21 protein-coding genes are annotated in these 20638 nt (G+C 44.1%); 8 read left to right on the top strand and 13 right to left on the bottom strand.

Going from position 1 to position 20638, the window contains the following annotated elements:
• The first annotated feature begins 35 nt into the window (after positions 1-35).
• From gldL to gldN, 3 genes are all read left to right on the top strand, one after another.
• Positions 36-851 carry a gliding motility protein GldL gene (gene gldL / locus ABIO93_RS31320; RefSeq protein WP_348073983.1) on the top strand — a complete coding sequence of 272 codons (816 nt, stop codon included), beginning with the start codon at positions 36-38 and terminating at the stop codon, positions 849-851.
• A gap of 99 nt (positions 852-950) precedes the next feature.
• Positions 951-2543, top strand: a complete 1593-nt coding sequence (gene gldM, locus ABIO93_RS31315; protein ID WP_348073982.1) for a gliding motility protein GldM — start codon at positions 951-953, stop codon at positions 2541-2543.
• Positions 2544-2581: 38 nt separating this feature from the next.
• Entirely contained in the window at positions 2582-3649 is a 1068-nt protein-coding gene (gene gldN / locus ABIO93_RS31310) for a gliding motility protein GldN (RefSeq protein WP_348073981.1), read from the top strand.
• A 70-nt stretch (positions 3650-3719) separates the two neighbouring features.
• Here the strand turns inward: gldN and ABIO93_RS31305 are convergent, their stop codons facing one another.
• A complete protein-coding gene (locus tag ABIO93_RS31305; RefSeq protein ID WP_348073980.1) occupies positions 3720-4346 on the bottom strand; it encodes a hypothetical protein in 627 nt (208 codons plus the stop codon).
• A 189-nt stretch (positions 4347-4535) separates the two neighbouring features.
• On the opposite strand from ABIO93_RS31305, the gene miaA reads away from it, so the two are divergent.
• Positions 4536-5468, top strand: coding sequence for a tRNA (adenosine(37)-N6)-dimethylallyltransferase MiaA (gene miaA, locus ABIO93_RS31300; RefSeq protein WP_348073979.1), 933 nt, complete (start codon positions 4536-4538; stop codon positions 5466-5468).
• Between the two features lie 50 nt (positions 5469-5518).
• Here miaA and ABIO93_RS31295 read toward each other — a convergent pair whose 3' ends face one another.
• The 4 genes from ABIO93_RS31295 to ABIO93_RS31280 form a co-directional block, all read right to left on the bottom strand.
• Positions 5519-5818, bottom strand: a complete 300-nt coding sequence (locus ABIO93_RS31295) for a rhodanese-like domain-containing protein (protein WP_348073978.1) — start codon at positions 5816-5818, stop codon at positions 5519-5521.
• A gap of 27 nt (positions 5819-5845) precedes the next feature.
• Positions 5846-7714 carry a T9SS type A sorting domain-containing protein gene (locus tag ABIO93_RS31290; protein ID WP_348073977.1) on the bottom strand — a complete coding sequence of 623 codons (1869 nt, stop codon included), beginning with the start codon at positions 7712-7714 and terminating at the stop codon, positions 5846-5848.
• The gene (locus ABIO93_RS31285) at positions 7689-8486 is read right to left on the bottom strand and encodes a PASTA domain-containing protein (protein WP_348073976.1); all 798 of its coding nucleotides are present in this window, start codon (positions 8484-8486) and stop codon (positions 7689-7691) included. The genes ABIO93_RS31290 and ABIO93_RS31285 overlap by 26 nt, the downstream gene beginning before the upstream one ends.
• A gap of 70 nt (positions 8487-8556) precedes the next feature.
• Complete coding sequence (locus ABIO93_RS31280; RefSeq protein WP_348073975.1) at positions 8557-9150, bottom strand: riboflavin synthase; 594 nt, start codon at positions 9148-9150, stop codon at positions 8557-8559.
• A gap of 141 nt (positions 9151-9291) precedes the next feature.
• Between ABIO93_RS31280 and hisB the strand changes: the two genes are divergently transcribed.
• The 3 genes from hisB to ABIO93_RS31265 all read left to right on the top strand — a co-directional run bounded on the left by hisB (position 9292) and on the right by ABIO93_RS31265 (position 13443).
• The gene (gene hisB, locus ABIO93_RS31275) at positions 9292-10416 is read left to right on the top strand and encodes a bifunctional histidinol-phosphatase/imidazoleglycerol-phosphate dehydratase HisB (RefSeq protein ID WP_348073974.1); all 1125 of its coding nucleotides are present in this window, start codon (positions 9292-9294) and stop codon (positions 10414-10416) included.
• A gap of 751 nt (positions 10417-11167) precedes the next feature.
• Positions 11168-11815 (top strand): carbonate dehydratase, encoded by a 648-nt coding sequence (gene can, locus ABIO93_RS31270; protein ID WP_348073973.1) that lies wholly within the window; start codon positions 11168-11170, stop codon positions 11813-11815.
• A 50-nt stretch (positions 11816-11865) separates the two neighbouring features.
• Positions 11866-13443, top strand: a complete 1578-nt coding sequence (locus ABIO93_RS31265; protein ID WP_348073972.1) for a SulP family inorganic anion transporter — start codon at positions 11866-11868, stop codon at positions 13441-13443.
• Between the two features lie 90 nt (positions 13444-13533).
• Here ABIO93_RS31265 and ABIO93_RS31260 read toward each other — a convergent pair whose 3' ends face one another.
• From ABIO93_RS31260 to ABIO93_RS31225, 8 genes are all read right to left on the bottom strand, one after another.
• Entirely contained in the window at positions 13534-13992 is a 459-nt protein-coding gene (locus ABIO93_RS31260; protein WP_348073971.1) for a hypothetical protein, read from the bottom strand.
• Positions 13993-14011: 19 nt separating this feature from the next.
• Positions 14012-14452: a hypothetical protein gene (locus ABIO93_RS31255; protein WP_348073970.1), complete on the bottom strand. Its 441-nt coding sequence runs from the start codon at positions 14450-14452 to the stop codon at positions 14012-14014.
• A gap of 54 nt (positions 14453-14506) precedes the next feature.
• Positions 14507-15049: a sigma-70 family RNA polymerase sigma factor gene (locus tag ABIO93_RS31250; RefSeq protein ID WP_348073969.1), complete on the bottom strand. Its 543-nt coding sequence runs from the start codon at positions 15047-15049 to the stop codon at positions 14507-14509.
• A gap of 204 nt (positions 15050-15253) precedes the next feature.
• Positions 15254-16207, bottom strand: coding sequence for a transketolase C-terminal domain-containing protein (locus tag ABIO93_RS31245; protein ID WP_348073968.1), 954 nt, complete (start codon positions 16205-16207; stop codon positions 15254-15256).
• Positions 16208-16269: 62 nt separating this feature from the next.
• Positions 16270-17127 (bottom strand): transketolase, encoded by an 858-nt coding sequence (locus tag ABIO93_RS31240; protein ID WP_348073967.1) that lies wholly within the window; start codon positions 17125-17127, stop codon positions 16270-16272.
• Between the two features lie 105 nt (positions 17128-17232).
• Positions 17233-17691, bottom strand: coding sequence for a thioredoxin-dependent thiol peroxidase (bcp, locus tag ABIO93_RS31235; protein WP_348073966.1), 459 nt, complete (start codon positions 17689-17691; stop codon positions 17233-17235).
• 4 nt (positions 17692-17695) lie between these two features.
• On the bottom strand, positions 17696-19654 hold the full coding sequence (locus tag ABIO93_RS31230) for a M23 family metallopeptidase (RefSeq protein WP_348073965.1): 1959 nt from the start codon (positions 19652-19654) through the stop codon (positions 17696-17698).
• 67 nt (positions 19655-19721) lie between these two features.
• Entirely contained in the window at positions 19722-20333 is a 612-nt protein-coding gene (locus ABIO93_RS31225) for a fumarylacetoacetate hydrolase family protein (RefSeq protein WP_348073964.1), read from the bottom strand.
• A gap of 27 nt (positions 20334-20360) precedes the next feature.
• On the opposite strand from ABIO93_RS31225, the gene ABIO93_RS31220 reads away from it, so the two are divergent.
• Positions 20361-20638 (top strand): hypothetical protein (locus ABIO93_RS31220; RefSeq protein ID WP_348073963.1); only part of this gene is annotated, 278 nt, incomplete at its 3' end.

Genomic DNA, 20638 nt, shown 5'->3' with positions numbered 1-20638 from the left:
CTTTTAATTTTTCACTGTAACCGATTTCAATTCGTATGGCTAAGAATAGCGGACCTAATTTTTTTTGGGATAAACTAGTACCAACAATATATAGCGCGGGTGCTGCCGTTGTAATTTTAGGAGCGTTGGCAAAGATTCAACACTGGGATTTTGGTGGGCCTTTGCTTACTGCCGGTCTGGGTACTGAGGTACTTATATTTTTACTTTATGCTTTGCAGACTTTAACTCAGTCCGATGGTAAAGATCCGGATTGGACACGTGTTTATCCTGAACTTGCTGATGATTACAGTGGCCCGGCGATTACCCGTGGCAGCACGCAAAGCAGCAACATTACTGCCAAGCTTGACAACATGCTTGATAATGCCAAGATATCTCCAGAGATTTTCGACAGCCTTGGAAAAGGATTCAGAAATCTATCAGATACAGTAGGCAAAATCACGGACCTTACTGATGCAACAGTTGCTACAAACGATTACGCAAGAAATGTGAAAAGTGCGTCAACTGCGATCAATGATATGAACAAATCATACGGAGTGGCAATCAATGCAATGTCTTCCATGGCGGAAGCCACCAAAGATGCTCAATCGTACCGCGAGCAATTCCAGCAGATCACCAAAAATATGGGTGCCTTGAATGCAGTTTACGAACTGGAACTTCAGGATACAACCAAACATCTGAAAGCAATGAACGCATTCTACGGTAACCTTACGGCTGCTATGGAAAATATGGCTGATGCTACTAAAGAATCTCAGGTATTCAAAAATGAAATGTCTAAGCTGACAACTAATATTTCATCATTGAATGGTATTTATGGTAACATGCTCACAGCTATGCGTGGCGGAAATGCCTAGTACACCCCTAACAAGCACCTAGTAAATCCTCTTAGCGAGTTATTAATTGTTTGTTATCACTAAAATTATTCAATCACTGATAACTGATTACTGAACAATATGGCAGGTGGAAAAGAAACACCCCGTCAAAAGATGATTGGAATGATGTATCTGGTACTTACCGCCATGCTCGCATTGCAGGTAAGTTCAGCCATTATAGAAAAATTCATTCTTCTGAACAATTCTTTGGAACTATCCTCCGGAGCAGCGAATAAAATCAACCAGGAAACTGTACTTAAGATTCAAAAAGCCGTTGAGAAATCAGGTAACCGTGCAGCTGACGTGGCCGTAATCAAACAGGCTGAGGAGGTGCGCAAGTTTTCTGCTGATATAACTAATGAGATCAATGCATTAAAACAAGAAATCATTAACAAAGCAGGTGGCGGATTTAATGAGGAAGGAGCAATCAAGAATCCTCAGGAAGAAGCCAAAGTCGCTGAATTGATGATCGCTACCGGAAAAAAAGGTAAGGCGTACGGCTTGAAAGAAACGCTGAACGGCTACACTGCTAAGTTAAATGAGTTGTCTCCAAATAAATTCCAGAAACTTGCTCTGGATGGCAGAGAAGATCAGGTAATTAAAGGCAACAAAGAGCAACGTAACAAGGATTTTGCTGAGCTTAACTTCGAATCAACTCCGGTTGCAGCTGCATTAGCAGTTTTGAGTCAGAAACAAACAGATATTCGCCGTATGGAAGGTGAGGTCTTGAACTATCTGGCAAGTAAAGTAGGAGCTGCTGACGTGAAGTTTGACCGTATTCTGGCCATGGTAAGTGCTGACGCTAAAACAGTTGTGGCTGGCACCAAATTCAAAGGTCAGATGTTTATTGCTGCTTCTGCAACGGGTATAACGCCTCGCATGAGCCTGAACGGGTCCCCTGTGAAGGTTGAAAACGGTGTCGGGCTGATTGAATTCACGGCACAAGGTGGTGGTTACGACAAAGAAGGTTTAGCAAAGAGACAATTGCAGGCCCGCATTACCATCCCTACCCCATCTGGTCGTGATACTACCTATACGATGAACCAGGACTACTTCGTGGTAAAGCCTTCGTATCAGATTGAAACCGGAACACTTCCTCCATTGTATTTGGGATGTGCAAATAAATTAAGCATCCAAAGCCCCGCATTGGGACCACTTTGGGCTCCAAGCTTCTCGACTGACGGCGGAGAAATTATCAACAGCGGCCAAAAAGGGAAATTCACCATTGTACCGAGCAAAGCTCAGCTTAATATTACAGTAAGCAATGCCGGTAGTGTTCTTGGATCAGAACCTTTCCGTGTGAACAAAGTGCCTAAACCATCACTTGAAGTAAGAGTGAATGGAGCCGTATTCGATGAAAGAAGAGGTGCTCCAGCAAGCGGAACACGTAGTATTCAGGTGGTTGCAGTACCGGACGAAAGCTTCAAGAATTTTTCTCCGGAAGATGCCAAATTCAGGGTTGCTCAGGTTGAGGTTTCATTGGCAAGAGGTAACAGACGTATTAACGGTGTAACGTTGAATGGCGGTGGCGGATCTATCTCTTCCCTGGCACAACAAGCACAACCTGGCGATCGTTATGTGATAACAATTTTAAAAGTAGAACGTCAGAATTTTAAAGGTGCTGTGAATGACGTGGAGATGGGTAATCAATTCAGACAAGTTACACTATACTAATCCTTATATTCAGGTCGTTGATTGGACAATACAACCTTATGTATGATATGAGAAGAATGAACGGAAAAACGATTGCATGGTCATTATTATCTTTGTCTCTGGGCAGCAGTGCTGCTTTTGCTCAGGAGAAAGAAGATTCTACTGCTAATCAATTCTCGTCAAGGCCTATCGGCGAAGGCGACGTAATGATGAAAAGGACGCTGTGGAGAAGGGTAGATCTGAAAGAAAAGCAGAACATTTCTATGTTCTCTAAAAATAATGAGATAACCCGTTACCTTCTGGAAGCTGCAAAAGCTGGCTTGATCGATGCCTACACCAATGATTCCTGTGCTACTAAGATTACTTCGGAAGAGCTGCATAAGCGTATAGTTATCCCAAATCAGACAGCAGGGCTATCAGCAGAAGAGATTGCAGCTGGATTTGGAGAACCTGCCAAAGCAGATGATGGTTGGAACAAAAAACCCAAAGCAGATCCTTCGAAAACGGCCGCAGCGACCGATGACGGATGGAACAATACAGCTAAGAAAGATCCTAAAAAAGAGGAAGCACTAGTAGATGACGGATGGGGTCCTCCAAAGAAAAAAACTACCAAAAAAGGTAAAAACCAGGTTGCCAAAGAAGAACCGCCGGTTGTAGAGCAGCCAAAAGTTGATACCAGTAGTTTCGACAATCAAATAGCAGCTTCGGACGAGGAATACTTCCCGGATCAATTGAGCATTCTTGAAATAAAGGAAGATTGGACGTTTGACAAGAAAAGATCAAGGCTTTACAATGATATCCAGACGTTGTCTATCATTCTCCCATCTGAGCAAACCGCAACAGGACTAGAATTACCAGTTGCTTCTTTCAGATACAAAGACGTAGAAAGACTGTTCAGAAGCGATCCTAAGAAATATATCTGGTATAATACGCATAATACCGCTCAAAACAAAAACCTTGCAGACGCATTCGATTTACGTTTGTTCTACGGTAGGATCACGAAGTTTTCAAATGCCAATGACAGAGCATTTCTTGACATTTACAACGGTGAAAAAGAAGCGCTTATCAAATCTCTTAATTACGAACAAGAGTTGATGGAATTGGAACACGGACTTTGGGAGTACTAAGAAATCAAGTTTACAAAACAAAAGGGTGGAGGATCAAAAGATCCCCCACCCTTTTGTTTTGTAACGCTGTCTATTGCTGTTTGAAAGTTTTTCGAAGCTTCGAGTTCCTTACAACTTTCACATTCGATTCTGTCAGCCCCAATGCGGCGACCGCCTCTTCGTAGTTTTGCCAGTTCACATTCTGATTAAGCCTTGTGGCATTGACGGCAGGAATAACCAGTACTCGTATTTCTTCGAAAGTACGTTTTCTAACTTTTGCCGCAGAGGTTCTAAAGATCGGGAAATACAACCCTAAACCATCCACGACATAATAGTAGCCGTAACTGATCGCCTCGTCTTTAAATAAAACATACCCAGGAATTGGAAAATAGCCGCCATCATCTTTAATAAAGACTTGAAAAGATCCTTTTTCAACACTTGCAATTTCATCGGCTGTAAAGTCCTTGAAGAATGCAGTATCACCCACAATTGCGTTACCCGCCGTGTCCGTTTCCAGCTCTCCCATAAAGGCGATTACCGATCCCGATGAACCACCACCTGTACCATCTTCGCCATCTTTCCCGGCAGGACCCGCTGGACCGGCAGGGCCGGCTGCTCCTGAATCACCCTTTGGCCCAACTTCTCCCTGCTTCCCCTCGCAACTTACCAGGGCGATCATCAACGCGACGCAGGCAAATAGTAATAATCTTCTGAACATAACTGTCAAAGTTTAGAATGTGAATTAAAAAAATAGAAAGAAACTGTACGAGTCAATACGCAGGCCAATCCCAAAATGACGAGAGTACGGGCGTTGAAGCCATAAATTATACAAAAAAACTTAAAAGTGGTGCGACTGAATCTGTGATCTTTAATTTTGCACCAATTATATTCAGATAAAGTGCCTACAATGCCTAACAGCCAAAATAAATACCTCATTATTGTTGCAGGACCGACGGCCGTTGGCAAAACTTCCCTATCCATACAATTAGCAAAAGATCTGAGAACTGAAATCATCTCTGCTGATTCACGACAGTTCTTTCGCGAACTGAACATTGGCACTGCGAAACCTTCCGAAAGTGAATTGGCAGAAGTGCCTCATCATTTTATCAATTCTCATTCTATCACCGAAACTTACAGCGCCGGCGATTTTGAGCGGGATACATTGAAATTACTGGATGCTCTTTTTCAAAAATTCAATGTGGTGGTAATGACTGGTGGCTCTGGTTTTTATGTAAAAGCCGTTTCAGAAGGATTGGACAATTTGCCCGCCCCGGCACCAGGCCTGCGCGAATCTCTGACACAAAGACTGAATGACGAAGGGCTTGCTAAATTACAAGAGGAAATCAGTGAAATTGACCCGGCATTCGCGAAAACACCAGAGATCTCTAATCCGCAGCGCGTTTTGCGTGCGCTGGAAGTTTATCATACCACAGGCGAGCCCATTAGCAGTTACCATTTAAAAGACGTCCGGGAACGCCCTTTTCAGCAAATATGCATCGCATTGGATCGGGACAGGAAAGAATTATATGACCGGATCGATTCCCGCATGGACCTCATGCTACACGATGGCCTGGTAGCAGAAGCAAAAGACCTGATCGCTTTCAGGTCACATCATGCGCTTCAAACAGTGGGATACAAAGAAGTGTACGGATTTCTGGACGGCCAGTATGGCGAAAGCGAAATGATAAGGCTATTGAAGCAAAACTCCCGCCGGTATGCCAAACGCCAACTGACTTGGTTTCGTCATCAAGGGAGTTTTGAGTGGTTCCACCCGGATGACTATGCACGGATACTCAGTTACGCCCTTGAAAAATCCGGAGAGATTATGGACAAGAAATAATATTAATTATGACGTTCACAGCCTAGCAGAGCTGTGAACGCCCACTGTTGTTAGTCTTCCAATTCGCGATACGCCAGAATTCCTCCCAGTACGTTTCTCACGTTAGCATAGCCCTGTGATTCCAGGAACTTGGCTGCCTTGCCACTTCTCGCACCTGAGCGGCAATGAATGATGATCTCCTCATTTTTTAAAGGCTCCAATTCAGCAAGCCGATCAGGCAGCTCTCCCAATGGGATCAATATCGCTCCCAGGTTATCCTCTTCGTATTCATGCTCCTCGCGAACGTCATAAAAGTGCAGGTCCTCGCCTTTTTCCAAACGTTCTTTTAATTCTTCTACCGTAATATCCATTATACTTAATTTTTGTGACGATTAGATTTATTTGAAAATTAACATCTTTTGAACAAAAGATCGTTTCCCATCGGTCGCATTTAATATGTAAACACCGTCAGGCAACGGGTTGAGCGACGCAGATCTCTCTCCGGATTTAGGTAAAATAGTTTGCACAATCCTGCCTCCTATCGTCAAGACATCTATTTTCTTTAAAGACATATCTTCCCAGTTTATTACACCTTTGCTTGGGTTGGGATAAAATCTAGTTGTTGTTTCAATACCTGGTTCACTGCCTGTCACGATTCCCTGCGCCTTTTTACCAAGATAAGGCCGGATCATGATACTTCCTTTCAAAGTCACTTCCTTCGCCCATTCTGTACCGAGGTTGTAATAAACCTTATCCTTCCCGAGCATTGAATTCCGATCGAAACCCACCGTCACGGGCTGCTCGTTGATTTGTAGCCAGCCCACATAAAAAGTATCAGGTACTGCTACGGGAGCAGTGAAGGCATAGTCAATGAACCCGTTGCGCTTGCCCGGATACCGCGCACCCACGGAACGCTGAGCAATGAGTTGATCAGGTTTGTTATTTTTATTACCGAAAATCTGAATCGTAAAGGATTGACCGGAAATGTCTTTATTAAATGGTACCATCGCAATTCTCACACCTCCAATGGTGTCAGGTTTTGCTAGCGCGTACTGAACTGCCACACGTCCCAGCTTTTGATTGACCTGCACCCCATATTCCGCGCTACCGTCATCAAATGCATAATAATCACTCAATGCAACCTTCGACGTGATGGTATCATTCGTTTTGAGGTTCACATTCGGGATTGTATCCGTGGTGATCACAAAGAACTTCGCGATGAGATTCAGGCTGTCGGTCGTGTTGCTTACTACAACTGGTGTTGGCTTAACAGAAAGTCGCTTTGATTTGAGTGATTCCACGTAAACAGACCTTTGCACATTCCGAAAAAACTCCGTCCCTTTCGTCTCATCGGTAATTATAAAAGTGCTAGTCAGAATGTTGAAGTTATTGAAGTGATTCACAATGTCCGTACTGACCGAATCGGCAGTGGCGGATTTGGTGTCGAGATTGTACTGCCTGAGTGGCATTGCCGTGTATTTTTTGAGAAAAGGCGCAACCGGTTTTCGCATCGCCACATCAAAAATGTAAGGAGATTTAATCGACCGTTTCGCATTGAGATAGACATAGTCAAGATGCCAGGTATCGTAAGACCCCGAATTTCTCCCATAAGACCGGAACCTGAACTGAAATGCATCATGCAGATAACCCGCATCAGCTACCTTGATGAATTGATTGTGAAACAGCGTATCCAGTTCATAACCAACCTGATTCCAAACGGTAACCCATCCATTGGTTTTACTAAAAAACTCTAATCGTAGAAAATCACTGGAATCCGGTAATTCACCAAGCCCTTTTGCCATCCAGTAAAAACTCAGATAAACAGAATCAGCCCCGGTTTTACCAGCCAGGTTAATGGGCTGCGAAGTGAGCGTATCCGTAAAATTTTGCGCTAGGGGATTTACCAAATTATAAGGTGCCCCGGCCGCATTCAAGCCATCAAAAGTGGCGATGTTCAGTGATGGGTGAGAGGTAGTCAGCGTATTGTTAATGTATACCCCGCTTCCCGGCAACCAGTATTTATTGCTCGGCGAGGAAGTTTTGGTCGTAGCGAAGTCGTCAAAAAATGGAAGGTTTACCGACGCGTCTGTGCGGTTTTCAGTTCCGGTTTCAGCACTTATTTCATCCTCAAAAACATGTTCCCCGATTGGAACAACTGTCAGCTGCGCATAAAGAAATTGACACTGAAACAGTAAAAAGATCCAGGTTAACGATATACGTGTGTTGGTGATGAAAGAAACTTTACTGCTCCGGTTGAATATTTTCATTCTCAGTTGATTCCACAGCTTGCGGCGTTACCCAAAGATCAATTACGTCCCCTATTCTTACATTGTTACCTGCATCCGGGTTTTGCCTTACCACTGAGCCAGGCGCCTGACCTTCTTCCAAAGGCAGCTCCATTTGCTGCCCTACTTTCAGACCGGCTCCGATAATGGCTATTTTCGCTTCATCCAGCGGCATTCCAATCACAGAAGGTGCTTCAAACTGTGCTGTACCAAGGCCTTCACCCAGTTCAAGGTCAATTTTCGCTCCCTTGGAAACAGGTTGGCCCGGCAGGATTTCCTTACCATTATACATTTGTCTCAATACGGCATTTTGCGCCATATCCGGCACGTAGGAAATGTTACCCTCTTCCAGTCCGACACTTTTCAGCAGCATTTGAGCACTTCTGTGCGTCATATCAGTCAGTTTCGGCATTTTGATCAATGGTGCAGTGCGGGAAACGACCGTTACATATATTTTGCGTCCCTCCTTTACCTTGGAACCCGGCAAAGGATACTGGGATATAATGGTCAATGGAGGTGCATTGGTTACAAACGTGCAATCCACTTCGTATCTCAGGTCCCTGTCTCCGAGAAAATCTTCCAGCTCTTCCACATTCTTTTTCTTCAAATCAGGGACTGTGATCGCCTCTCCGTGATTGGTGGTAAAAGGCAGATAAACAAAAAAGAATCCCAGGAAAAGAACCAAAAGCAGTGAGACAATTATTCCAATGTGTATAAAAAGATCCGTTCTGGATTGTGTACTAATTTTGGCCATGAATGTACTTGATGCTCGAAAGTTTTATAGACGGGTAAAAATAAACGTAATATTCCAAGAAGCCAATATACTACGCTGTATATGAGCCAAGAATTCTTTTGATGTACTTCCCAAGAATATCGAATTCCAGATTCACGGAATCCCCTGCTTTTAACGAATGAAAATTGGTAAAAGAGTAAGTGTAAGGGATTATTGCTACCCGGAACGAATTCTCTTTTGAATTAAAAACGGTAAGACTCACACCATTGATACAAATGGAGCCCTTTTCCACTGTTAAATTTCCAGTGGATGGATCATATTCAAAATCAAAAAGCCAGCTACCGTCCCTTTCTTCGACACGCGTACAAACGCCCGTCTGATCCACGTGTCCCTGCACAATGTGCCCGTCGAAACGTCCATTTGCTGGCATACAACGTTCCAGATTCACCTTACTTTGAACTTCCAACGATCCTAAATTTGTCTTGATCAGCGTTTCTTCGATCGCGGTAACCTGATAAGTGTCTTCTTTTACAGCTACTACGGTCAGGCAAACACCATTGTGGTTGATACTCTGGTCAATTTTTAATTCTCCGGCGAGAGGTGATTCCAGCGTAAAAGTCCGGTTGGTACCCTCCATATCGATCTTTAATACTTTCCCGGTTGATTCAACTATTCCTGTAAACATCTTAATGACGAATTTTAAAACACAAAGTTACGATTTCCCGGGTACTCTAACTTTTCAATTCCACATAGTTTGCGAACTTTGCACAAAAATAAGGGAAACACCCACAAGCTACCCTTAGATGCTAATCCTAATAATCAGTTAATGAAAAAAGTCCTATTCATCGATCGTGACGGAACGATCATCGCTGAACCTCCCACAGATTTTCAGGTAGATTCACTGGAAAAACTGGAATTTTTGCCAAAAGCAATTTCAAATCTTCGCAAAATTGCCGAGGAAACTGATTATGAACTGGTCATGGTGACCAACCAAGACGGACTGGGAACAGATTCTTTTCCTGAACCGACTTTCTGGCCCGCCCAAAATAAAATGCTCGCTACCCTTGCCGGTGAAAATGTAAATTTCACCGAAATATATGTAGACAGAAGCTTTCCGGAAGACAATCAGCCTACACGTAAACCAGGCATCGGAATGCTGACTTCCTACTTCTCCGACGAATACGACCTGGCCAACAGCTACGTGATCGGCGACAGGCTCACTGATGTGCAACTGGCTGTTAACCTAGGGGCAAAGGCGATATTGGTTCTACCGTCATTACCTGAAACAGGTATTTCGGATGAAATGAATTCGGCCACCTCTTTTATTTCCAACGATTGGGATGCTATTTATGAGCATTTGAAACTTCCGTCGAGAAAAGCATCGGTAGAAAGAAATACAAAGGAAACGCAGATCAAAGTGGACCTTAACCTCGACGGTAGCGGTCGTTCTGACATTCATACCGGCCTAGGCTTTTTCGATCACATGCTGGACCAGCTTGCCAGACATTCCGGCGCCGATTTGTCCATTCGTGTGGAAGGCGACCTCCACATCGACGAGCATCACACCATCGAAGACACAGCGCTGGCACTAGGCGAAGCTTATCGTCAAGCGATCGGAGATAAAAGGGGTATTAGCCGTTATGGATTTTTACTTCCCATGGATGAAGCGCTCGCTCAGGTCGCCATTGATTTCTCAGGTCGCCCGTGGATCGTTTGGGATGCCGAATTTAAAAGAGAAAAAATCGGTGAAATGCCTACGGAAATGTTCTTTCACTTTTTCAAGTCCTTCTCTGATACCTCATTGTCGAACCTGAACATTAAGGTAGATGGTGATAATGAGCATCATAAAATCGAATCGATATTCAAAGCCTTTGCCAAAGCAATCAAAATGGCGGTGAGACGAGATTTAAAAGCATTGGATTTTATGCCATCTACCAAAGGAGTGCTTTAAAAAAATTTATTGAAAGCGCTGTCGTTGGCATTTTTTAGTTATTTTTGTTCAAGTCAAGTCAGGAATTAATTGAATATTTTATGGAAATGACCATTATAATGATCGTCTTTTATATTGTTCTGCTAGGTTCAGCGTTCTTTGTTGGGCGTTGGCTGGAGAACAATGAGAAGGCCTGGAAAACAAAATAATTGCAAGGGGTTGTGTAATAGCGACCCTTTTTTGTGCCTTCTTATTTCAGTGGTACTTAACACAAATTTACTGCGCCGGATAATAAATCATGCTAAACCGAACGTTTTAGACCAGTTGCATGTTCTCAAATCGTTTCGCAAATACCATTCACCTTGCTTAGAAGTCTCTGTCTCATATTGCTCACGGCCTTCCTCATCTGTAAAGCCACAGATGTTGCCAGCCTTTTGCTGGCCAAAGAAAAGTCTTCTGTGGTGTGTGATACCGGAACTTGCGATAATGAAAAAACAGAAGTTGAGAAAATAAACGACGATCAGTTGTTGATCTCAAATAGCGTACATTTCGATAAATTTTGTTTGTCGATCCCCCTTAAAAATTCGTTTTCCTATTCTATTAGTCTCCGTACCGAGATTTTCCACAATCTCCTCTCCCCCCCACCGGAACTGATCTGATTTCCCTTATTTAAATTATTTTTCTGTAAGAACTGCCGTTCTGCGGATGGATTTTTATTCATTCGAAGTTCCGCGTTTCCTTATATATCCTTTTTCTATATCTTATCGAAATCATGATCCAGTCATATAAACAATTGTTTGAAAATAATAAAAAATGGGTAGCTGAAACAACTCAGGCAGACCCCGATTTCTTCACAAACCTTGCTAACGGACAGAGTCCTAAGTTTCTTTGGATCGGCTGCTCAGATAGCCGTGTTCCTGCTAATGAGATCACTGGCACGCAACCAGGCGACATTTTTGTGCACCGCAACATCGCTAACATGGTGATTCACACCGACATCAGTATGCTGAGCGTTCTCGATTATTCAGTGAATGTTTTGGGAGTAAAACACATCATCGTTTGCGGACACTACGGTTGCGGCGGAGTCAATGCGGCAATGGGCAACAAACAGGTAGGCTTGATCGACAATTGGCTACGTCACATTAAGGACGTATACCGCTTCCACGAGCAGGAACTGAATGCAATCTCCGATCCGCATAAAAGAAGCGACCGCCTGGTGGAATTAAATGTTCAGGAGCAGGTTCGCGATCTGGCCAAAACATCTATTGTGCAGAATGCATGGTCGAATGGCCAATTTATTCAGGTACACGGCCTTGTATATGACATCAAAAATGGTATTCTCAATGATCTCAATGTCACCGTTGATGATAATACTGATGTCGAAGATGTGTACCGGTTGGAGGCGAATTTAGTCGCCTGATCCGCATACAAAGTAATAAAACCAAATCATGATCCTTTCGAATCAATCGTATGTCGTTGAATAAGAATAGTTTATTTTCAAATATCAAATACGATTTTCCTGCCGGACTTGTCGTGTATCTGGTGGCGCTGCCGCTGTGCCTCGGCGTAGCACTCGCTTCGACCGGCAGGTCAGACCTTCTTTTTTCAGGAATCATTGCCGGCATGATCGGCGGAATAGTTGTTGGCTCGCTCAGTGGATCTTCCCTGGGCGTTGCCGGCCCCGCTGCCGGTTTGGTGGTAATCGTTCTGAATGCATTGGATACGCTCGGCAGTTTCGAGGCATTCCTGCTTGCTGTGGTGATAGCCGGGATTTTACAGGTGATTGCCGGGCTTATGAAAGCAGGTATTATCGGGTATTATTTCCCTTCGTCCGTTATTAAAGGAATGCTGGCTGCCATTGGTATTACCCTCATTTTAAAGGAAATACCACACGCGTTCGGCTATGACGCTGATTTCATGGGCGATGAAGCATTTGATCAGAAAGATGGACAGAACACGTTTACTGAGCTCTTCAATTCTGTAAAATACAGCAGTATAGGCGCCATCATAATTTCCGCAGTTTCCCTGGGATTACTGATCCTGTTCGACAGGCCATTCATGAAGAAGATTCAGCTGTTCCGTTTTGTACCGGGAGCGCTGTTTGTGGTGGTGATCGGCATACTGCTTAACGTAGCGTTCGCCGGAATTTTCCCAGCCTGGACATTATCAGGAGATCATTTGGTACAATTGCCAGTGGCAACGAATGCCTCCGAATTTTTCGGTTTTTTCAAGACACCTGACTTTTCTGCATTTACCAAAGTAGAGGTATATACCGTTGGGCTCACATTAGCGATCGTAGCCAGTTTGGAGACATTGCTGTCGGTAGAAGCCACCGATAAGCTCGATCCTTTCAAACGTAGCACCCCTACGAACCGCGAATTGATCGCGCAGGGTATTGGTAACATCACTTCCGGCCTCATAGGCGGGCTACCCATTACCCAGGTGATCGTGCGAAGTTCCGCCAACATTGATTCGGGTGGCAGGACCAAGCTGGGTACCATTACCCATGGTACTATCCTCCTATTGTCGGCCGTCTTCATTCCAAGATTCTTGAATTTTATCCCACTAGCCTCGCTGGCAGCGATATTGCTCATGGTAGGTTACAAGCTATCTAAGTTTTCGTTGTATCAGGGCATGTTCCGGTTGGGTAAGGAGCAATTCATCCCGTTTATAGTTACTATTATTGCCATTCTCAGTACCGATCTGCTTAAAGGTATTGCAGTAGGGATGGTCGTAGCGATCTATTTCATCCTCCGTAAAAACTCTAAGCATTCTTACCATTATGTGAAGGAGGAACACCGAGATGGCGAAGTGATTACGCTTATCTTGTCAGAAGAAGTTACTTTTCTTAACAAAGGTAGCATCAGCGCCACGCTGGATCATTTACCGGACGGTGCTACCGTAATCATTGACGGAAGCAAGTCGCTGAACATTGATTACGACGTACTCGAAATCATTCAGGAATTTCAGAAACATTCGGCACCGCTGCGGAACATTACCGTAGAAACCAAAGGAATTGATACCGTCGAAACGGTTGGCGGCCATTAAAAAAATCCCACAATTGATTTGAATCGATTGTGGGATAAAACTCTATTTGTAATAAGTCGAATATAGGTGGGTTACTAACTCTTCAAGATCTCATCGCTGTTTTAGACGCTGGATCAGCATATCATTAAATGTACGTTCTGCTTTATATAGTTCGATGACCTGGCTCGCTGTGATGACTTTCAAAAATTTGTTCTGATATTCCTTTTCAAGATCCAGCTCCTGCTGTTTCAGGTCCTGCACTTCTTTCAGATTATTCAAAACCTGTTCGTCGGTTTTACCTTCGGCCTTTTTGTCGTTGATGATCTTTCGCTGCGAACGGTGGATATCCCTTCTTTTTTGCGAGTAATCATTGTATACAGGCCAAAACCCAGTCGATTGTTCCGGTGTAAGGTTCAGACGGTTGGTGATAATAGCCACTTTGGCATCCTGGATTTTCTTAATTTCTTCATCCGAGCGGTGTTGAGCCTGGGCTGAGGTCGCCGCGCACAATGAAATAAGTAGGATGGCAAAAATGTTACGATACTTTCGGGGTATTAATTGTAAGTTCATTTTATTTAGGATGTTAGGGTCAGATCGTCTCCGCAACGGAGACAGTTTCCTGTAATTGTTGACGAAGTACTTCATCGTCAAGCCCGTCCAGATAAAACAGCACTGTTGAATCAGTTTCAAAAGCCTTCTGGACGACTTTATGTTCACTCAAATCATAATAACTGACATTCTGTTCTTCCAGGTAATCGATAATGGAAGCATTGCTTACTCCGCTCAGTGGTTCTTTCCCCAATGATCCCTGACGTTCCGGAACAGTGACCCATACCAACACTAAAATCAACGCCATTGCCGAAACCAACGCTACCGAACGCTGCCACGACCAGCCTATAACAGGCTTACGCACAGGCTCCAAAGGAATTCTTGACTGGATTATTTGAGGTAATTTATCAAAATAGCCTTCGGGGACAGAAAAGGGCGTCTCCCTTTTAAGATCATCCAACCGTATCCGCTCTTTGTCCATGATTATTTATATTTCCTGACTTGTAAATGTTTGACCAACGTAATAGCAAATAGTTTAATCCGTATCGTTTAAAAAATCCTCAATTTTTTTTGTAGCCCAGTGATATGAAGCTTTTAGCGCTCCTACCGACGTTCCTGTTATCTCAGAAATTTCCTCATAAGGCAGTTCCTCGAAGTATTTCAGGTTAAAAACCAGCCTTTGCTTTTCTGGTAATTTTAATAATGCCTTCTGTAATTTGAGCTGTATGACATCACCGCTGAGCTCAGCATCGGCTTCCAGTTTTTCACTTAGTTCATTTTCAACATCATATATCGGGATAAAAAACTTCCTGCGCTTTTTGTTCAGAAAATTAATCGCCTCATTACTAGCAATCCTGTAAAGCCAGGTATATAGTTTCGCATCGCCACGGAAATTTTCAAGCGCGGTCCACGCTTTGATGAATACGTCCTGGGTAATGTCATTAGAATCGTCGTGATCGACGACCATCTTGCGGACGAGCCAATATACTTTTTGCTGATACTTGCGTACCAGCTGATTGAAAGCGTTCCGGCGCGTTTCGGGATTTGCAAAAAGGGATAATAATTCTTCGTCAGACATCTAATCAGTACTAACCTGATGGTTTAATTCGGAGGAAACTTCATGAGAACGATGGTGGCCTCTGATTTCCGAAATCAACGCAAGTCAATAATAGTTTATTTTTTGGTTCAGGGCAAATAAAATTTGAGTCCTGCGGAAGCAAAACCATGTTTCACTTCCACAGGACTCAATGTATTCTTATGTTCTTTGCAGAACAGTCTGTTCTTATTTTCTTGCGATGGCGCGTTTTGCTGCCTCTACAATGTGTTTCGCGGTCAAACCGTATTTTTCCATCAACTGAGCCGGTGTTCCGCTTTCGCCGAAACTGTCATTCACAGCTACATACTCCTGAGGAACCAGTTTGTTTTTCACCAACACCTGCGCAACGCTGTCTCCAAGGCCACCCAGACGGTTATGTTCTTCGGCAGTAACGGCACAACCCGTTTTTTCAACCGATTTCAAAATCGCCTCTTCGTCCAATGGCTTAATGGTATGGATATTAATGATCTCAGCATTGATACCTTCCGCTTCCAGAATTTCGCCGGCTTGAATCGCTTCCCAAACCATGTGGCCGGTTGCGAAGATGCTTACGTCAGTTCCTTCATTCACCATCCACGCCTTACCGATCTCGAATTTTTGATCCGCATCCGTAAACACAGGTATCACCGGACGTCCGAAACGAAGGTATACAGGTCCTTCGTAATCAGCGATAGCAATGGTAGCAGCCTTAGTCTGGTTGTAATCGCAAGGGTTGATCACTGTCATGCCTGGCAACATTTTCATCATACCAAGGTCTTCCAGGATCTGGTGTGTTGCACCGTCTTCACCCAATGTCAAACCTGCGTGTGATGCACAGATCTTCACGTTTTTATTGGAATAAGCAACACTCTGACGTATCTGGTCATAAACACGGCCAGTTGCAAAGTTCGCGAATGTAGTAGCAAAAGGAATTTTCCCGCCAATGGTCAATCCGGCTGAGACACCGATCATATTGGCCTCAGAAATACCGCATTGAATAAAACGGTCAGGATTTTCTTTGATAAAAGGTTCCAGTTTCAAAGAACCCACAAGGTCAGCGCAAAGTGCAACCACATTAGGGTTCTGCTGACCCAGAATATGCATTCCGGCACCGAAGCCAGAACGGGTATCTTTCTTCTCAGTGAAAGTGTATTTTTTCATTATCGTCTTAATTTCTGTTTTATGAAACCTGCAAGGTTATCAGCAACCTTGGGTTTTATTGATTAATAATCTCCCAAAGTTTCCTCCAACTGAGCCAATGCAGCAGCTAATTGCTCGTCATTTGGTGCAGTACCATGCCACTTGTGGGTTCCCATCATAAAATCAACGCCGAAGCCCATACCCGTATGCAGCAAAACCATGATCGGTCTGCCGTGACCCAGTCTGCTTTTCGCTTCGTAAAGACCTTTCACCACTGCCGCCATATCATTACCTTCTTCAATGGAGATCACTTCCCATCCGAAAGCTTCATATTTTTTACCCAGATCGAGGTTGTTCATTACCTTCACCGTGGGACCGTCGATCTGCTGTCCGTTCAGGTCAATGAATGCAACAAGGTTATCAACCTGATGGTGTGGCGCGAATGTCGCTGCCTCCCAAACCTGTCCTTCCTGCTGCTCACCATCGCCCATCAGGACGTATACCAATCCTTTATCATTATTCAATTTCTTGGCAAGAGCTGCTCCGATCGCCACTGACATGCCCTGGCCCAGAGAACCGGATGCAATGCGGATTCCTTCCAAATGCTCGTGCGTAGTAGGGTGTCCCTGCAAACGCGAGTTCAGCTTGCGGAAAGTAGCCATTTCTTCTTTTGGGAAATACCCGCGGTGTGCAAGAACACTATACCAAACCGGAGAAATGTGCCCGTTGGATAAAAAGAAAAGATCTTCATCCGTTCCATTCATATCAAATACCGGCTTACCATCCTGCTCCTTCAGTTTAAGACGTTCGAAGTATAAGGCCACCAACAATTCAGTGCAACCCAGGGAACCTCCCGGGTGTCCCGACTGACAACCATGTACCATCCGTACGATGTCTCTCCGAACTTGCGAAGCTACTTTTTCTAATTGTTCAATTTCCATTTTTATTGATTTTCTATTGGACTGTCCTTAATCTGGTTAGCAAGCGAACAGATCATTTTGCGCATGTAAATGTCCTGCTATTCAGTATTCTTAAATGACTATTTATTACTCAGTTTTACCAAGAATTTGATCAGAGTGGCGTTGAGATTCAACTTTTTGAATAATTTCCTCAATTACGCCTTTCTCATTGATGACGAATGTGGTGCGAAGTACCCCCATATAGTTCCGTCCAAACAATGTCTTTTCTCCCCAAACGCCGTAAGCCTCGATGATGGCGTGCTCCGTGTCAGCCAGCAAGGGAAATGGCAGATCGAATTTTTTAATGAATTTTAAGTGTGATTTTTCATTATCAGCACTCACGCCCAACACTTTGTAACCTTTCTTTAAGAGCAAATGATAATTGTCCCTCAGATTACAGGCCTGGGTAGTACAAGTAGGTGTGTTATCTTTTGGATAAAAGTACAGAATAACTTTTTCTCCTTTGAAATCTGACAATTTTACTTCGTTTCCATTCTGATCTTTTGCCTTGAAGGCAGGTGCTTTATCGCCGACTTGAAGTCCCATTAACTTATCTTTTTCGTTTTTTTGATTTCTTAGGGATAACAACCGGTTCCGCTATTTCTGTTCGCAAGATAGTACTATTTCCTGCCCTATCCGTCACTTCCAGCACGAGTTCTCCCTCAAAAAGCTGGTTTTCATCGAGCTTCTCAGACCAGATATAACCTTTCTTAAAATCGTAGTTCATGAGCACCCATTGCCCATTCACCAAAGCCTTAAACTGATCAATACCCGACATGGCATCCCCCACAAATCCCCTGATTCTGCTTTTGCTATGCTCCAAGAGGCGCGCCCTGGGCGGTACCGTATCCGCCTGGATCACGAATGTGCCTAGCTCCCGGGTGTCAAATCTAATGTAGTCATCTTCCCACTTTCCTCCCACGAACCGATAATCACCGTTCAGGTATCGGTACACACGCGTTCTCTCTTTGTTTTCCGGGATATTTTCGGGCGCAAACCCTACTGAAATATAATCGTTTAGCGCAGTGCCGCGGTTATTGATGTAGAGTGCATTAAAATGCCGTTCCCCAGTTAAGAACAAGGTGTCAAACAAACTGGTGTTCTTAAAATCGACCGACCATTTTTCAGCTTTATAACTCGACACAACTCCGGCAAACACCTGGCTTCGCAGGTAAGTTTTAACAATAGAATTACCGATTTTAACAGAATCAGGTCGGTACTCACGGAGATCCGTCACAAAAACAGCGGATTCATTGGCATAAAAATCAGGCGCTTTTTTAATTTCTTTCCCCTGAGAATAATAGGTAGCAAACGGCATGGAGCTGCGGTAATATTTTGCTTTGACGACCAATGTATTTTCCTGAACATCCGTCAATACTGATTCCGGGTTTACTTCCACATCATAAACCGGCAATGGCGGATTTTGGGGCTCGCCTTTAATTGTAAACAAAAGCTCAGAAATATTCTCGTAAGAGTCAGAAATCCTGATGCTTACCTCATGGCTTAATGTATCCGTAATGTTCAGCTTACCCTTGTAGGCGTCTGTTTTATACAGATTGAAATTATTACCGTCGGGGACATAGCATTTCAGGAAACGCTGTCCTGTTTCCTGTTCCGTTTCGTAGTCGATCAGGTTGTTGTAATCTCTGGTAGACGTACTGGGGAAAATTTCAATGTTGTAAGAAAACACTTCCCTTCCGTCGATTTTAATCTCAATGCATTGTAATCCGTAGCGAAACCCGGTACCCGTCATCTGGTCGTGTGCCACCAGGTCGAGACCAATGATCCCGGTCGCCGAAACCGGGGTAGCAAGCCTGTATGAGCCGTCTTTTTGCTTCACCGGTGTGTATACCTTTCTGTCAAACTGCCCATTGACACGCCCATTGATATCCAGCGGCCTTACTGCCAGGTTCACGAATTTGGGAGGAGTAACATCTTTGATCTCATTAAAACCAAAATACAAAGGATTCAGATAGTTGTCCTTCGAATCGCGGATCTCGAAATGCAAATGAGGACCCGCAGAACCGCCCGTGTTACCCGAAAGTGCAATGACTTCCCCTTTCCTGAAAGCGAATTTGCCTGACTCAGGAAAGATGTCTATTTCAAAACTTTGCTTTTTATACTGCTCCTCGCGAACATAGCTGGCCAGCGGATCGCTAAACTTCAACAAATGCCCGTAAACAGTAGTTTGCCCATTGGGATGGCGCAAATAAATGACATTACCATACCCGCTGCGCTGCACGGCCACTTTATAGACATAGCCTTCAGCAGCAGCATATACAGGCAATCCTTCTCTTTGTTCCGTACGAATGTCGAGGCCAGCGTGGAAGTGGTTGCTTCTCAGATCACCCAGGCCACCAGCCAGTGAGTTGGCCAGACCTGGCCTGATCGGAAACTGATAATAACCTTTGGTATAGGATTGCTTTTGGGCAAATGCGCCCTGCTCACAAACCATTAACCCCAAAACAAAAAAAGCAGAACGGACCAGCGCCCGGAAATAATATTGCATGAAAGAAGTGTATGAATGGGCTGGCCGTGCCCGGTGTGGGGCCTGACCGGCGAATGAGGCGTACGGTTTACCTAACGAATAATTCCAGCATCTTCTTGCCTTCAATGGACGCCGTCAGCTTATCCCCGATCTTCACAGAAGAAACACCCTTTGGAGTACCAGTGAATATCAGGTCGCCTTTTTTCAGCATGAAATACTTGGAAACAAATGAAATCAGGTAGTTAATGCGGTACAGCATCATCGAAGAATTTCCGTTCTGGCGCGTTTCATCATTCACATCCAGGCTGAAATTGATATTCTGAATGTCTTCAAAATCGGATACCGGGACAAATTCCGACACCGGAGCAGAGCCATTAAAAGCCTTCGCCAATTCCCATGGCAAGCCTTTACTCTTTAATTCCGATTGTAAATCGCGGGCAGTGAAGTCAATACCAACGCCAATTTCTGAATAGTACTTATGTGCAAATCGCTCCTCAATGTTCTTCCCTACCCTGTTGATCTTCACGACCAGCTCTACTTCGTGGTGAATGTCTTTGGAGAACTCCGGATAGAAAAACGGCTCCCCAGCACGGATCTGCGCCGTTTCAGGCTTTAAAAATATAACAGGCGCGTCTGGTTTTTCGTTGTTCAGTTCAGCAATGTGCTCAGTATAATTCCGGCCTACACAAATAATTTTCATTCGAAGCGAAATAAGATTTTAAACAGGATGAAAGTCAGGTACAAAACTACGGAGGATTTTCTTACTATTTTTGAAGCCACCATCGTTATCAACAGAAAGCTTACGCATGAAGAAGCAAATTTCCATTCACTTTTTACCAATCATTTGCGCTCTTACGTTATCTATTCTGACCAGTTCGTGCGAAGTATTCCGCAAATCACCAGAGAAATCTTCCTCATCCCGCTACCCGGGCAGAAGAAATTCAACAGTAACAAGACGTCCACCCGCAAAGCGTCCACCGGCCAGGACACCCGTCCGGAAACCTA

This window comes from Dyadobacter sp., assembly GCF_039919315.1.
Taxonomy (GTDB): Bacteria; Bacteroidota; Bacteroidia; order Cytophagales; family Spirosomataceae; genus Dyadobacter.
This window is presented reverse-complemented; position numbering and strand designations above follow the sequence as displayed.